The sequence below is a fragment of the Acidobacteriota bacterium genome (assembly GCA_016715115.1).
In the GTDB taxonomy this organism is placed as follows: Bacteria; Acidobacteriota; Blastocatellia; order Pyrinomonadales; family Pyrinomonadaceae; genus JAFDVJ01.
In genome coordinates this window covers 243,545-259,178 of sequence record JADKBM010000004.1, presented here as the reverse complement: position 1 = coordinate 259,178, position 15,634 = coordinate 243,545, and the positions used below count along the sequence as shown (strand labels likewise).

At 56.3% G+C, this 15,634-nt stretch carries 13 protein-coding genes; 10 read left to right on the top strand and 3 right to left on the bottom strand.

The window, feature by feature from the left end; genetic code table 11:
- Positions 1-189 precede the first annotated feature (189 nt).
- Positions 190-1,287, top strand: coding sequence for a glycosyltransferase family 4 protein (locus IPN69_03360; protein MBK8809753.1), 1,098 nt, complete (start codon positions 190-192; stop codon positions 1,285-1,287).
- A 638-nt stretch (positions 1,288-1,925) separates the two neighbouring features.
- Here the strand turns inward: IPN69_03360 and IPN69_03355 are convergent.
- Genes IPN69_03355 through IPN69_03345 form a run of 3 tightly spaced genes read right to left on the bottom strand, consistent with a single transcriptional unit; the run spans position 1,926 to position 3,904 of the window.
- Positions 1,926-2,303, bottom strand: a complete 378-nt coding sequence (locus IPN69_03355; protein ID MBK8809752.1) for a nuclear transport factor 2 family protein — start codon at positions 2,301-2,303, stop codon at positions 1,926-1,928.
- Positions 2,304-2,314: 11 nt separating this feature from the next.
- A complete protein-coding gene (locus tag IPN69_03350) occupies positions 2,315-3,442 on the bottom strand; it encodes a CapA family protein (protein ID MBK8809751.1) in 1,128 nt (375 codons plus the stop codon).
- 15 nt (positions 3,443-3,457) lie between these two features.
- A complete protein-coding gene (locus IPN69_03345; GenBank protein MBK8809750.1) occupies positions 3,458-3,904 on the bottom strand; it encodes a hypothetical protein in 447 nt (148 codons plus the stop codon).
- 310 nt (positions 3,905-4,214) lie between these two features.
- Here IPN69_03345 and IPN69_03340 point away from each other — a divergent pair, with 310 nt between their 5' ends.
- The 9 genes from IPN69_03340 to IPN69_03300 all read left to right on the top strand — a co-directional run bounded on the left by IPN69_03340 (position 4,215) and on the right by IPN69_03300 (position 15,586).
- The gene (locus IPN69_03340; protein ID MBK8809749.1) at positions 4,215-5,273 is read left to right on the top strand and encodes an MFS transporter; all 1,059 of its coding nucleotides are present in this window, start codon (positions 4,215-4,217) and stop codon (positions 5,271-5,273) included.
- Between the two features lie 9 nt (positions 5,274-5,282).
- On the top strand, positions 5,283-7,493 hold the full coding sequence (gene fdhF, locus IPN69_03335) for a formate dehydrogenase subunit alpha (protein MBK8809748.1): 2,211 nt from the start codon (positions 5,283-5,285) through the stop codon (positions 7,491-7,493).
- Positions 7,490-8,128 (top strand): 4Fe-4S binding protein, encoded by a 639-nt coding sequence (locus IPN69_03330; protein ID MBK8809747.1) that lies wholly within the window; start codon positions 7,490-7,492, stop codon positions 8,126-8,128. The genes fdhF and IPN69_03330 overlap by 4 nt, the downstream gene beginning before the upstream one ends.
- Before the next feature lie 451 nt (positions 8,129-8,579).
- Positions 8,580-9,152, top strand: a complete 573-nt coding sequence (locus IPN69_03325; GenBank protein ID MBK8809746.1) for a Rieske (2Fe-2S) protein — start codon at positions 8,580-8,582, stop codon at positions 9,150-9,152.
- Positions 9,139-9,375, top strand: a complete 237-nt coding sequence (locus IPN69_03320) for a hypothetical protein (GenBank protein MBK8809745.1) — start codon at positions 9,139-9,141, stop codon at positions 9,373-9,375. Before IPN69_03325 ends, IPN69_03320 begins: the two co-directional genes overlap by 14 nt.
- Positions 9,376-9,927: 552 nt before the next feature.
- Positions 9,928-11,415, top strand: a complete 1,488-nt coding sequence (locus tag IPN69_03315; protein MBK8809744.1) for a NarK/NasA family nitrate transporter — start codon at positions 9,928-9,930, stop codon at positions 11,413-11,415.
- A gap of 79 nt (positions 11,416-11,494) precedes the next feature.
- Positions 11,495-12,838 carry a NarK/NasA family nitrate transporter gene (locus IPN69_03310; protein ID MBK8809743.1) on the top strand — a complete coding sequence of 448 codons (1,344 nt, stop codon included), beginning with the start codon at positions 11,495-11,497 and terminating at the stop codon, positions 12,836-12,838.
- Between the two features lie 64 nt (positions 12,839-12,902).
- The gene (locus IPN69_03305) at positions 12,903-14,312 is read left to right on the top strand and encodes an ammonia-forming cytochrome c nitrite reductase subunit c552 (GenBank protein ID MBK8809742.1); all 1,410 of its coding nucleotides are present in this window, start codon (positions 12,903-12,905) and stop codon (positions 14,310-14,312) included.
- Positions 14,313-14,422: 110 nt separating this feature from the next.
- Positions 14,423-15,586, top strand: coding sequence for a hypothetical protein (locus tag IPN69_03300; protein MBK8809741.1), 1,164 nt, complete (start codon positions 14,423-14,425; stop codon positions 15,584-15,586).
- Positions 15,587-15,634: the final 48 nt, after the last annotated feature.

The following is a 15,634-nucleotide window of genomic DNA, read 5'->3' as shown; positions in this document are numbered from 1 at the left end:
ATTGGGGATTGGGGATTTTGGATTGGGATTCCAGAGACCGAGTGCAAAGTGCATAGTGCAGAGTGCATAGAAAGGATTGAACTTTGCACTCTGCACTATGCACTCTGCACTCAACACTATGCACTCTGTTTGGTTCCGACCGATCCTCCCCGATTAACAATTATCGATTAACGATCTACAATTTACACCGTGAAGATTCTGCACATTTCATCGGCGAAGACCTTTGGCGGCGGCGAACGCCATCTTGTCGATCTGTGCCGCGAACTCTCGCGTCGGGGACACGAAGTCCACGTCGTTCTCAGGCCTTCGAATCAGTGGCAATCGAAACTCGACTTTCTGCCGCCCGAGAATATCTTCCACTCTTCGATCCGAAATGCATTCGGGATCTTCAGCGCCAAACGCATCGCGCGTTATGTGCGTGAACGCGGGATCGAAGTAGTCCACGCGCACACCGGCCGCGACTACATTCCTGCTAGCCTGGTTTGCAGGATGTCGAAGGGCGTCAAGTTCGTCCTGACGCGTCACGTGCTCTTTCCATTGAAACCGTTTAACCGCGTCGCCCTTCGGAACCTCTCGAAGGCGATCGCCGTTTCGGGAGCCGTCGCCAGAAATCTGCGCGACATTTTTCCGGTGGAAAAGATCGCCTGCATCCCGAACGGAATTGCCGCGCCGGACGCTGATCCGGCGACCCGCTTGCGAAACCGTGAAGAGTTTCGGTTCTTCCACGAGATCCCGTTTGACGCGCCGGTTGTCGGCACGATCGGGGAACTAAAGCCGCTCAAGGGCCAGCGCGATTTCGTGTTGGCGGCAAACGAACTTGCCGGGGCCAATCCTGATGTTCGCTTCATCGTCGTCGGGAGCGACAACTCCGCGACCGGCGAATTCCGGAGAGAGTTGAAGCGGCTCGTGAAAGTGTTCGGGATCGAGGACCGTTTTCTTTTCCTCGATTGGGTTGAAGACCTTTCGCCGCTATTCGCGGCGCTGGATGTGTTCGTGTCGCCCTCGCATTCCGAGAGCTTCGGACTCGCGATTCTTGAGGCGATGGCTTGCGGCGTGCCGATCGTGGCGACCGAAACCGAAGGCGCGAAGGAACTCCTCGGACGTCGATCAGGCGGGTTGATCGTTCCCGTGGGTGAGCCCTTGAAGCTGGCCGAGGCAATTCGCGAGCTGATTGGGAATCCTGAAAAACGGAATGCGCTCGCCGAATCCGCGCGGGCGTCCGCGCTCGAAAACTTCTCATTGACGGCAATGGTAGACGCCACCGAAGCGGTTTACCAATCCCCTTAGTTTCGCGAACTTCTCAGGTCGAGTGAGCCGCCATCGTGCAACGTTGCTTCGCGCATCGGATTCCGGATTCGGGAGCTTTGAAAAACGCGCGAAGTTTTGCCCCAACGAACCCGGCAGGTGACGCTGAACTATTTGCCGTCCTTGCGGCTTGCCGCCCGGATGTGCGGAAAGGCTGTGGAGGCTGTCTCAAAAGTCACCGAATTGAGTCTCCGAAGGAGACAAAGAACATAGCGTAGGGTGAAGCGAAGCGAAACCCTACGTGACGTTGCATTCCAGTCTTGGTCGCTGTAAGTGACCAGCAATCATCGATTTATGTTCGTCTCCTTCGGAGACGGAAGTCGAATTCCGATCCTCACGTAGCGATTCTCGCTACGCTATGGTGTCTGTCACCTTCAGCGACACTAGGGACTTTTGAGACAGTCTCCTATGCCTTTCCGCACATCCGGGCGGAAAAGCTGTGTTCACATCCGGGCGGAAAAGCCGCGTTGTTTCGCGTGAAATCGGAGAATGTTTGTGGGGATTTGCGATTGCCGTTTGGTCGCCGGTCATTGAGATCCGAATTGCGCATTTACCGATGAAGAAGGCGAATTCATGCATCAAAACGGATCTTGCCTTTTGGGGAAGGAACGCCGCAAACTTCAGCCGCCGCCCAACCTTCTTCCCATTTCGAGGCCAAGTGCCTGAAGAGCGTTTGCCGGACGGATCATCACCTCGAAATCGACGATCTTGCCATCCGGTCCCAATCGGATCAGATCGACTCCGCGCAACGAAAGTCCGCCGACCGTCGCTGAGAATTCGAGACACCAGTTATCAGCGTCGATTATCTCGCGGACGTAAGTGAAGTCTTCGAAAACGCCACTTACCGTCATCAGAATATGACTCGTGACCAGTTTCCCGTCCTTCGGCTTCCAGACGAACGGCGAATGAAACCGAACGTCTTCGGCAAGGATCGCGTCGAGGATCAACGAATCGGGCCGTTCGATAAACTCGTGCCAACTCTTTAATGTATCGAGCATCGTTTGATCATCTACCTGGTGAACGTTCCGTCGTCCTTGATCTTCGGCGCATTGGCGGCGAAATCCGCTACGGAAAGATCCCGGATCTTTCGGATCGCCTCGCCGGAAGGGTCGAGCATCGGTCCGCCGCGACCGAGTTGTTTGCCGGCGTGAAGTTTGCCTCCGGCGAACGAACCGTCGGGGTTGAGTTTCACCTCAAAAATGGCGGTCAACGCCGTTTCCATTTTCAAAGAGAACATCCCGTAAGTTGCGAAATTGCCCATCGAATAGGCGATCAGACGGTCTTTGTAGATCTCCATCCCGCGCAGAACGTGGGGGCCGTGGCCAACCACCAGATCGGCGCCGGCGTCGATCACGGTCCGCGCGAAGAGCGGGAGATTGCCGCGTTTTTCGCTGCCGTAAAGTTCGACGCGGTTCGGAACACGTTGGGCGTCCGTGCCTTCGGCGCCGCCGTGGAATGAAACGACGACGATGTCGGCGATCTTGTTCGCGTCTTCGACGTACTTGCGCGCCGCGACGAGATCGTTGACGTTTGGAACGATGCTGTTATGCGCGAAGGCGATGAACGCGACTTTCAAGCCGCGCGATTCGACGACCGTCGTCGCGAACTGCGTCCGGTCGCTGCCCGCGTGTTTGATTCCGAGTCCGTCGAGAACCTGGCGCGTGCTCTGGCGCCCGAGATCGCCGAAATCACCGGCGTGATTGTTGGCGAGGCTCAAAACGTCAAAGCCGGCGTCCTTCAGAAGCTTGCCGTAACGCGTCGGAACGCGGAAGGCAAAGCAACGCTTCGAGGTCGGTCCGCATTTCTCCGTTTTTCCACCCTCGAGCATCGGGCCTTCGAGATTGCCGAAGGCGATGTCGGCGTTTGTCAGAATCGGCGCAACGTCTTTCAAAATGTCGGCTCCGTCATTCGGCGGCAGAAACGTGTCGTTGATCGACGTCGAACCGAGCATAATGTCGCCGACGGCGGCGATCGTCACCGATTCTCCACGATCGGCCTTTCTTTCGACCTTCTTTTCGGGAGTGGGCGCAGCATTTGTCGTGACAACCCTCTCGGGCGACTCGTTTGACTTCGATCCGCAGGCCAACGGCAGAACGATACCGACAAATAAGACTGAAAAAACAATGAACTTAGACATAAGACTTTCCAAAAACTACAAATTCAACGTTGTGACCTCGGGTTCGCGTTCCTTCTCGGGCCCGTCCGGGCGCTCGCGATTCAAGACGGAGAAAAGAATTCTGCCATCGCGGAGCAGATACCAGGCCGCGACGACGTAAATTGCTGTGACGATCAAAAACCAGAGAAAGTTGGTTACATTCTCGCCTTTGAATTTGGCCGTGATCGAGTCGTCGTCCTTTTTGTCCGTCTTGGGCTGCGTCGGATCCTCGTAGGTCTCAAATCCGCCGGTCGGATTGATTTGCGCGGACCGGATCGGCGTCGGACTCGAAACGTTCGCGTTCTTGTTCGGAGCGTCGAGCTTCGGCAACGTGAAAAGTGCCGGAATCGACCCGACGAGCCCGAAAAAAGAGACCAGCGCGAGATACGCCAAATAAACGCCGAAGAGCCGGATGATGAGCCAGATTACCTGAGACTTGTTCATACGCGTAAGGAAGAATTTAACATTAGAACGGGGCTGTTAACAACAAAACGATCGTCGAATAGGAATTCTACACTGTCGGACGTTAACTTCCGAAAGGCGGGATATCACACGTCAGTCTGCAGCCGCTTCAAGTTTCATATTCCACGCGGGTTTAGGTCATCTTTCTTTAGAGGAGGTTCGCCGTTTTGCCTGTCGAATTTGCGAATTCCAGAACGGTCGCCCTCCTTAATATTATTTTCAAATATGATTCGAGTCATGTTTCTAAGGTCCCCAGTGACACGATAATTGAATCGTGAACTGATCAAGTATTATGCCCGAGTCAACTAAGATCAACTACCGAAATCCGACGATCATCGGACTTGCCGCATCGGCGTTGCTGACGCTGGCAGTCATTGTCGGTTCCCGTTTTTTGCTCCACTTCGATCCGCGGCTTTTTGGTTACGCGATTGCGAGTGTGATTGCGGTCGGAGCGATCGCCTTTCGCTACGCGCTTTGGCTTCAACGCCCGGCGACGCGGATTTACTGGAAACGCGGCTGGCAACTGTACTTGCAGCGCCAAGGCCTCGGCGCAAACACGGCAACGGCCGCCAAATCAGTTTTCAGCGGATTTCTTGCACAAAGATTCATACGCAATCGCGGCACGTCACGATGGTTGATGCACTTGCTGATCATGTGGGGCTGCATCCTCTCAGCGGCGATCACGTTCCCATTGGTGTTCGGCTGGATTCACTTCGAACTCGAAGGTTCGAGCGGCTATCGCGCGCACCTTTTCGGCTTTCCGTTGCAGCTGTTGGAAGGGCGCAGCCCGACGGCGTGGCTTGTGTTTCACGCGCTGGATTTTACCGCGCTGATGGTCATCGCCGGGTGCGGGATCGCGCTTCACCGCCGACTCCACGATCGCGGCGCGATCGCGCTTCAGACATTTCTGCTGGATTTCGTCCCGCATCTCTTGTTGATCGCGATCTCGGTGACCGGCCTGATGCTGACGGCGTCCAGTATGTGGTTTGAAGGTTATATGTATTCGTTCATCACTCTCACGCACGAGGCGTTGGTGATTATGACGCTGTTCTTTCTGCCGTTCGGCAAGCTGTTTCATATCGTGCAACGGCCGGCTTCGATCGGTGTCGAGCTTTATCAAAAGCGCTCGGCCGAGATGCCGCAGGCGAATTGCGCGCGTTGCGGAACCGAGTTCGCTTCGGAAATGTGGCTCAACGATCTGAAAGACGTTGTCGAACAGGTCGGATTCGATTACTCGTTCAACGACGGGCGCAAGCTGCAGGATTTTTGTCCGCGTTGCAAACGCGTGATGCGCGGTCTGGCCTACCTCGAAATCGCCGAATCAAAGCGTCGTGGAATTTTGGATATCTAGGAAAAGACAATGGGTAAAGTAGGAAAATTTCAAGAGATCGTCGACGCCTTCGGGCCGCACCTTCACGACGAACCCAAAGGCGGCTGGTCGGCGAATCGCGAAATCGAAGCGATCGTTCCGACGCACTGTCCGTATTGCGCGGTGCAGTGCGGTATGAATCTCCTCGTCGAAAAGGGGTCGGTTGTCGGTGTCGAACCGCGATACGACTTTCCGGTAAACGAAGGTCGATTGTGCCCGAAAGGCGTCACCGCCTATTTGCAGACGCATCATCCGGACCGTCTTCACTATCCGCTCATCAAACGCAAAGGGATGTTTGAGCGCGCGACCTGGGAAGAAGCACTCAATCTGATCGTCTCGAAATTCAAGGAATCCCAAGAAAAGCACGGCAAAGATTCGATCGGCGTTTATTCAGGTTCGTCACTGACGACAGAGAAAACATATCTTATGGGCAAGTTCGCCCGCGCCGGTCTCGGCACTCGGTACATCGATTACAACGGCCGTCTGTGTATGGTCTCCGCCGCCGCGGGCAACAACAAAGCTTTCGGCGTCGATCGCGCGGCCAACCCGTGGAGCGACATTCCGTTTGCCGATGTTTTGATGATCGCCGGCGCGAACTGCGCGGAGACGTTCCCGGTGCTGAACAAGTTTCTTTGGGAGCAGCGCGATAACGGCGGCGTGTGGATCGTCATCGATCCGCGCGAAACTCCGACCGCGCGCCAGGGGGATCTTCACCTTCAGCTCAAACCCGGCACCGACGTCGCGCTCGCGAACGGCATCCTCAATGTCATTGTCAACGAAGGACTGATCGACGAGGAGTTCATCAGGACACGCACCAACGATTGGGAAGCGACGAAACAGATCATTCTCAAATACACCCCCGAAGTTGCGGCCGGGATCACCGGCGTTCCCGCCGAAAAGATCGTCAAGGCCGGTAAAGTCTATGGCCGGGCCAAGACCGGAATGATCCTTCACGCGCGCGGGATCGAACACCATTCACACGGCGTCAACAACGTTTTGAGCTACATAAACATCGTTCTCGCAACCGGAAAGATAGGCTCCAGGGGACGGGGTTACGGAACGATCACCGGTCAGGGCAACGGACAGGGCGGCCGCGAGCACGGACAAAAGGCCGATCAGCTTCCCGGTCAGCGTTCGATGCTGAATCCGGAGCATCGCAAGCATATCTGCGGAATTTGGGGGTTGCCTGAAGAAGAACTGCCGCAGGCGGGTGTTTCGGTCGTCGAGATGTTCGACAAAATGCGCGAGGGCGAGATCCGGACGCTGCTTTCGCTATGCAACAACGTGATGGTTTCATTGCCGGACACCAACAAAGTTCGAGAGTCTCTCGAATCGCTTGATTTTTACGTCCACATCGACTTCTTTATGTCCGAATCGGCGCGTTACGCCGATGTCGTACTGCCTGGCACTTCCTGGTGCGAAGACGAAGGCGTGACGACCAACGGCGAAGGGCGCGTCCTCAAGATAAACAAGGCGATCGAGCCGCCCGCCGAAGCCAAACCCGACTGGTGGATCATCCGTGAGATCGCTCATCGGATGGGTCGCGGAAAGTACTTCGGATTTCAAACACCGCGCGATCTTTTTGAGGAGATCCGCGTCACGTCGAAAGGCGGTACCGCGGATTATGCGGGCATCACCTGGGAGCGGATCGAAAAAGAGAACGGCGTTTTCTGGCCCTGTCCGTGCGAAGACAAGCCGGGCACCGAGCGCCTGTTCGAAGAGCGCTTTTATCATCCGGACGGGCGCGCCAAATTTCACGGGTTCGAATTCGCCCCCGCCGCCGAGACTCCGGATGACGAATATCCGCTGATCTTTACAAGCGGCCGCATCGTTCACCAGTATCTTTCCGGCAACCAAACCCGGCGTATCGGTTTCCTCGTCAAACAATGCCCGGAACCGTACGTCGAGATCCATCCCGACACGGCCGCGAGATACGGGATCACCGACGGTGAGCGCGTTCGCGTCAGGTCACGGCGCGGTTCCGGCGAGTTTCCGGCATTGGTCGTGAAAACGATTCGCCCGGATACGATCTTTATCCCGTATCACTGGGGCGAGACACAGGCGGCGAATCAGATCACGAATCCGGTCCTCGATCCGATCTCGAAGATCCCCGAATACAAGGCCTGCGCCGCCCAGATTGAAAAGCTGTCCGGCGAGAGATCCGTCGTGACGCAGATTACACAAAGCGAGGTGGTGAAATGAAGGAAACGTTCTTTATCGATCCGCAGCGCTGTATCGGATGCCGTTCGTGCGTCGCCGCCTGTCGCGAATGTTCGACGCACAAGGGATATTCGATGATCTACGTCGATTACATCGACCGCGGCGAGTCGACGGCGACGATGCCGACGGTTTGTATGCACTGCACGGAACCGACCTGCGCGTTGGTTTGTCCGGCGGACGCGATCAAGGTCAACGAGGACGGCGTCGTAATGTCGGCGCTCAAACCACGCTGTCTCGACTGCCGCAACTGCGTCAACGCCTGTCCTTTCGGCGTCCCGAAATACAACTCGGAGATGCATCTGCAGATGAAGTGCGATATGTGCTACGACCGCACGAGCGAGGGCCTCAAACCGATGTGCGCGAGTGTTTGTCCGACCGGAGCACTATCGTTCGGGACTTATGAACAAATTGTCCCGCTGCGACGGACGAAGCCGGTCAATGCGCATGTTTTCGGAAATCAAAAGGTCGAGACGAAGGTCTATTTGATGCTCCCGACCGACGACACGGAAGTCAGCATCGGTTGCGGCGTGTTCGAAGGCCGGGTAACGGCTCAGAACGAGCGCGAATCCTGGATGGAGGCGCAAGTCGAGGAATCGAACAAGAGCAATGAGTTTTGAACAGTGCAGAGTGGAGAGTGCAGAGTGCAGAGTGGAGAGTGCAAAGTGCAGAGTGCAGAGTGGAGAGTGCAGAGTGCAGAGTGCAGAGTGCAGAGTGCAGAGTGCAGAGTGCGGAGTGCGGAGTGCGGAGTGCGGAGTGCAGAGTGCAGAGTGCAGAGTGCAGAGTGCAGAGTGGAAAGTGCAGAGTGGAAAGTGCAGAGTGCGGAGTGCGGAGTGCAGAGTGCGGAGTGCAGAGTGCAGAGTGCAGAGTGCAGAGTGCAGAGTGGAAAGTGCAGAGTGGAAAGTGCAGAGTGCGGAGTGCAGAGTGGAAAACGGAGAGTGGAAAGTGCGGTACCGCTCATCGCTCACCGCTCACCGCTCACCGCTCACCGCTCACCGCTCACCGCTCACCGCTCACCGCTCACCGCTCACCGCTCACCGCTCACCGCTCACCGCTCACTGACCAAAAGATATGAATTCAAAGCTACAAAATGCAATCGGTAAGGTGTTGTCGGACGAGCGCGATGTTCGCGAAGCGAATCGCTCGCATCAACGTGAATTTCCGTTCGATCGCGACAAGGAGTCCCAGGTTACGCGGCGGGAGTTCTGCAATTTTCTTGGTCTGACATCAACCGCGTTTCTGGTCGGAACCGCCGGGTTCGCCCTGAAAGCAGTTTATGACAGGGAAAACGTCAGTCAATTCGCGGCGCAAAAAATCGAAGGCGGAGCGACGCTCGAACGCAACTCGGCGATCAACTTCAGATATCCTACGGCGAGCGACCCGGCGATCCTGATTCGCTCGGCCAACGGCGAACTGAATGCCTTTGATCAAAAATGCACGCATTTGCTGTGTCCGGTTTACTACGACAAACAGGCTGAAAAGATTGAGTGCCCGTGTCATGAAGCCGGTTTCGACGCGAAGACCGGCAACGTTCTTTACGGCCCTCCGCCGAGGCCTTTGAACAGGATCTTGATCGAGGAAAAGGACGGCGAGATCTGGGCGATCGGCGTGGTTACGGGAGGCGTAAAGAATGAACGAAGTTAATCACGGATACCGCTCGCGCCGCGGCCGAATCGCTATCTGGCAAGCCAAGCTGATGTTGCTCGTGATGATAAACCTGGCTCAGCTATGGATACTCTCGGCAACGATCGACGCCGCTCTCGCGGAACAATACAAGCAGCTCGCACCGCTCGTCATTGCCTCGATCGTGTGTTGGGTAATCTCGATGACGATCGTCCTCTGGTGGCGTCCCGCGGCGAAGGACTGAACGGATTTGCGACTTGCGATTTGGGATTTGCGATTTGCGAGGCCGCGATGTCACTGCTCGGCCAGTACCGCAGGCGGTCGGTTTGGCGAAGACAACGGCCGGCTGAGCACAAATCATTTGAAATGTATTGACTGATCTTTGGAGCCTGTCGGGAAAATCGATTCAGTGTGCGGAGCACACGCACGTACGATAGCACCACGTGAAGCGGAGCGGAACGTGGTGTCAACGACGGACGACTCCAACGAGCGTGTGTAACACGCGGACCTGTTGCAGCCACAAGAGTTGCGCGTGTTACACACGCTTGGCGACTCGGGTGTTCAGCCACCACGTTCCGCTCCGCTTCACGTGGTGCTATCGCAGGTTCGCGTGCTCCGCACGCTTGAAGAAGCAGATTCAGTTCTCAAACGGCTTTTTCCGACAGGCTCCTTGGACTTCGGAATCTCTGCGATCCCTGGAGTCTGCGGAAGAACTGGAATCTCTGGAATCCTGGAATCCCTGGAATCATAAGAATCTCTGGAATCCCAAGATCCCTGGATTCCCTAATAAATTTCTATGGAATCCACAACGCCGACTGGCGCGAACCGCATTTTATTTTTCAATACGCTGGCATTCACCATTTGCTTTGCGGCGTGGATGTTGAACGGCGTCCTCGTGACGTTTTTGACGACCAACCAGATATTTAACTGGAGCGCCACCGAGATCGGTTGGCTGCTCGGAATTCCGGTGCTGACGGGTTCGATCTTCCGGCTTCCGGCCGGGATGCTGACCGACAAATACGGCGGGAAGCCGATATTCGGCGCGCTTCTTATCCTTTGCGCGATTCCGATGTACCTGCTATCGATCGCCGATTCGTATTGGGCATTCGCTCTCTGCAGTTTCGGATTCGGGATGGTCGGCGTCAGTTTCTCGATCGGCATCGCTTTCACGTCGGTCTGGTTCCCGAAGGAAAAGCAGGGCCTCGCGCTCGGGATCTTCGGAGCCGGAAACGCGGGCTCGGCGATCACGACGCTCGTTGGCCCGACCTTGCTCAATTCGTTTACCGATAACGGCGCCAATCTCGACGGCTGGCGCAAACTGCCCGTCGTTTACGCGATCTCGCTGCTTGTGATGGGCGTCGTTTTTCTGATTTCAGTGACGAATAAAAAGCCGAACAAGCGGATCAACACGATCGCCGAACAACTTGAACCACTCAAGAACATCCGCGTCTGGCGGTTCGGATTGTACTATTTTCTTGTCTTTGGTTGTTTCGTCGCGTTCTCGCAGTGGCTCGTACCTTACTTCGTCAACGTTTACTACCTGCCGCTCGTTACGGCAGGTTTCCTCGCGGCCCTCTTCAGTTTCCCGTCCGGCGTGATCCGCGCCGGCGGCGGTTGGCTGAGCGATCGCTTCGGCGGTCGTAAGATAATGTATTGGGTGCTCGGATCCTCGGTTGTTCTTTCGGCCCTTCTGATCGTTCCGAAAATGGAGATCTCGTCGCCCGGCAAAGGCGTCGCCGCCGAGCGCGACGGCGTCGTGACGGCGGTCAACGCCGACTCGATCGTGGTTGGAGAAAAGGTCTATCCGTTCAAAGCGCGATCCGTCGATCGGTCGATCAAAGACGATCAGATGGCCGTGTTTCCGCAAAAAGAGATCTGGCAAGAGCCGGCGGTCGAAGCGGGCCAAACGATCAAGCGCAAGGAACTCCTCGCAAAGGGCGTGACGAGAATCCATTTTCAGGCGAATGTCTGGATCTTCACTGTATTCGTAATTCTGCTTGGAACGATGTGGGGCATCGGCAAGGCCGCGGTTTACAAACATATTCCCGAGTATTTCCCCGAAGAGGTCGGCGTCGTCGGCGGAATGGTCGGCGTGCTTGGCGGACTCGGGGGGTTTGTCAGTCCGATTATCTTCGGGTATCTGCTCGACGCCACAGGCCTCTGGACAAGCTCGTGGATGTTTATGCTTCTTTTGTCGGTGATCTGCCTGTTCTGGATGCACCGAGTTGTCCAGACGATGATGCATCGCAGACATCCGAATCTGATGAAAAAGATCGAGCAATAAATGCGATTTTATGACTTCGGTCATATATCGGGCATTGAGGCGGCCTTATGCTGAAGTGGTCACGGAAACAAGAAAAATCATGTCAACCTGGATAGAAAAATGGACGCCCGAAGATGCTGACTTCTGGCAGGAAACGGGCAGCAAGATCGCCTGGCGGACACTGATCGTTACCACCGCGACGCTTACGCTCTCGTTCGCGACGTGGTTTATGATGAGCGCCATCGTCGTCAAACTCCCGGGAATCGGGTTCAAGTTCACCACTACCCAGCTTTTTTGGCTCGCGGCGATGCCCGGTCTCGCCGGCGGAACGCTCCGGATCATTCACACTTTTCTGGTGCCGATCGTCGGAACGCGCCACATCATTACAATTGCGACTTTCCTGAAGTTGATACCATGCATCGGCATCGGACTCGCGATCATGGATCCGACGACGCCGTTCTGGATCTTTATCGTTCTTGCGTTCGCGGCCGGATTCGGCGGCGGCGATTTTTCGTCGTATATGCCGAGCACGAGCGTCTTCTTTCCGAAACGCCTGCAGGGCACGGCACTCGGAATCCAAGCCGGCATCGGAAACTTCGGCGTCAGTCTGGCGCAATTTATGACACCGGTTGTCATCGGGTTCGCAATGATCGGCGATCCGCAAGTTTCGCAAACGGTCAACCCCGCCACGAAAGAGGTTACTGCGACAACGAATATCTATCTCCAGAACGCGGCGTTCTGGTACGTTCCGCTGCTCGTAATTCTTGGATTCCTCAGTTGGATGCTTCTCCGGAGCGTTCCGATCAAGGCATCCTTCCGGGAACAGCTCGATATTTTCAAGGACAAACACACTTGGTTCTGCACGATCACGTACCTGATGACCTTCGGCGGATTCTCCGGACTTTCGGCCGCGTTCCCGATGCTTATCAAGACGCTCTACGGCGGCTTTCCCAGCCCGCCCGACCCGCTCAAGTACGCCTTTTTCGGCCCGCTCATCGGTTCCGCGAGCCGCGTCCTGTTCGGGTTCGTTGCCGATAAGATCGGCGGCGCGATCCTTACGACGATCTGCGGCATCGCATTGATCGCGATCACCGTCGCGATGATCGCGCTTGGGCTGTTTTCACCGGCGAGTATGGATCAGTTCGGGATGTTCGTCGGGCTGATGCTGACGCTGTTCTTTTTCACGGGGATGGGGAACGCGGCGACGTTCCGTCAATATCCGATAATTTTTGGACACAATCCGCGTCAAGCGGGGGGTGTCATTGGCTGGACCGCGGCGGTCGCCGCCTACGGTCCGTTTATCTTCTCGATGCTGATCAGTTGGTCGCTTTCGGCGGTTGGTTCGGTCAATCCGTTTTTTGTCGGATTGTCGGTCTTTTTCGTCTTCGCAACCTTCGTCAATTGGTGGTTTTACACACGCCGCGGATGTGAACGTCCGAGCTGAGACGGGCGCGTGTTCAAACCAAATCGTATTTGTCCGGCGCGTCGCTCAAGATCACGCCGAGCGAATGGGAGGAGTTATAATGAAAACAAGAGCAATGAGTTATTCAAGGATTACGAAATCGTGGGTCTTGGGTTGTTTTGCAATCCTTGCGGCGGCAACTTTGAACGGAAACTTTTGCCCGCGGATCGCGGAAGGCAAGCCGCAAACCGAGCAAACGGCGCAAACGAACGAAACTGACGATCCGGCGGTGTGGGGGAAGCGGTTTCCAATGCACTACGCGGATTATTTGAAAACGACCGATCAGGTCCGGACGCGCTTTGGCGGCAGCGAAGCGGTTCAGGTTACACCAAAACTTTCCGATCCGCGCTCGGTCGTCTCGCAATCGCGGCTCGAAGAGGATCCGCGGCTGAAAACGATGTGGGACGGCTACGCGTTTGCCGTCGATTTCCGCGAGGAACGCGGGCACGCGTTTATGCTTGAGGATCAGACGTTTACCGAACGCCAGAATTTCGTCAAACAGCCCGGATCCTGCATCAACTGCCACGCTTCGGCTTATCTGACCTACAAGAAACTCGGCGAAGGAGACATCTTCAAAGGCTTCGATGCGCTCAACAAAATGCCCTTTGCGGAAGCCCGCAAGGAAGTGTCGCATCCGGTTTCGTGCATCGACTGCCACGATTCGGCGACGCTCAAGCTGCGCGTCTCGCGTCCAGCTTTCATCAACGGCATCAAGGCCTTCAAGGCGTCGCAGGGCGTTGCCGATTACGATGTCAACCGCGATGCGACGAAGGCTGAAATGCGCTCGTTCGTCTGCGGGCAATGCCACGTCGAATACTATTTCAAGGGCGAGGGCAAGACGCTGACGTATCCGTGGAGCAAAGGCCTGAAGATCGAGAACATCGTCTCCTATTACGACGAGGTCGGCCATAAGGACTGGACGCATAAGCAAACCGGCGCGAACGTTCTGAAAGCCCAGCACCCCGAGTTTGAACTCTTCAATCAGGGTCCGCACGCGCGCGGTGGCGTCTCGTGCGCCGATTGTCATATGCCGAAAAAGACCGGTCCGGCCAAGATCACGGATCATCAGGTTCGCAGTCCGTTGCTGATGGTCGAGCAGTCGTGCGCCTCCTGTCACAAGGTTGACGCGGCCGAGATGAAAAATCGTGCCGAGACGATTCAGGTGCGCACGTTCAACGCCAGGAATCTGGCGATGGACGCGCTTCTCGATCTGATCGCGCAGCTCAAGGCCGCGAAAGACGCCGGCAAGACCGACGCGGAACTGGCCGAAGCGCGGGACTATCAGCGCAAGGCTCAGTTCTATCTCGACTTTATCGAAGCCGAGAACTCGATGGGATTTCACGCGCCGCAGGAATCGGCTCGAATCCTCGGCGAATCGATGAACTTCTCGAGGCTCGGATTGATGAGTCTGAGCGGAGTCAAACCGGTTAAGCCGTTTGAGCCGTTGAAGAAGTGATCGGCCGATTGATTGATAAAAAGTACTGACGAGCGCTGCTCTTCCGGACGCCTCCGTTAGCGAGGTCGCGCGGGGGCCAACGAAAAACGGCGCTCATTCAAACCAAATGTATGAGAATCCTAACTATCACATTCGTTTTCTTATTCGCGGCCGTGGTTTCGGCGCAAACTGCGCCCGATGTACAGGAGCAGATCAAAAAGCTTGAGGCCCAGATGCAGGCGATGCAGGCCGAACTCGAGCGTTTGAAAAAAGCGACCGCAACCCCCGCGCAAACGGCGAAAACCGAAACGCCGGTTCCCGCCGCGACTCCGGAAAAGAAGGCCGAACCGGAAAAGAGACCGGTTGGCTTCGAACTCGGGAACGGCGTGCGCGCGGTTCCTTACGGCACGATCTATTTCAATCTGTTCGGTAACGATGCCGGCACGAACAATTCGGACATTCCGCTTTTCGCCGCGACCGCAGGGCGGGGCAACACAAGCGCAAGCGTCCGGCAAACCCGATTAGGGCTGCGCATCGAAGGCTTGAAGATCGGAAACGCAAAGATCACGGGCGTGGTCGAAACCGACTTTTACGGCGGTTCGCCGGCGATCTCGACCGGCGAGAATTTCGGCGTCGTCCGCGTCCGGCTCGCGAACGCGAAGATCGACTGGAAAAACACATCGGTAACGATCGGCCAGGACTGGATACCGTTCGCGCCGCAGAATCCGGTTTCGATCGCCGATGCCGCGATTCCGCAGTTCGCCGCCGCCGGCAACAACTGGGCGCGTCTTCCGCAGGTCAAGATCGAGGAGCGTTTCGCCGACGGTCGCATCGTCTGGCAGGGAGCGGTGCTGGCGCCGCAGACCGGCGATTCGAATTCGACGGCGAACTTTTTGCAACAGCCGAATTCCGGCGCGCTCTCCAGGATTCCGTTCTTTCAGACGCGGCTCGGTTTCAATGACAAGAACTGGCTTGGGACGAAGAAGGCCGGAACGATCGGAGTTTCCGCCCATTACGGACGGTCGCGTGCGGCTTCGACAACGGCGCCGATCGCGGATTTCAACGTCGATTCCTACGGCGTCGCGCTTGACTGGAATTTCCCGCTTCACAAACGGTTCTCGTGGGTGGGCGAAGCGTTTTTCGGGCAGAATCTCGCCGGATTTCAGGCAGGTGTTTTCCAGAATTTCAACACCGATTATGCGGTCCGGGTGAACAACGTCCTGACGCCGCGCGGGGTTCGCGGGATCCGCACATACGGCGGCTGGACGCAGGTCGGCATCACGCCAAAAAATTAAGGGCGACAAACTCGCGTTTTACGCCTCGATCGGGCTCGACGATCCGCG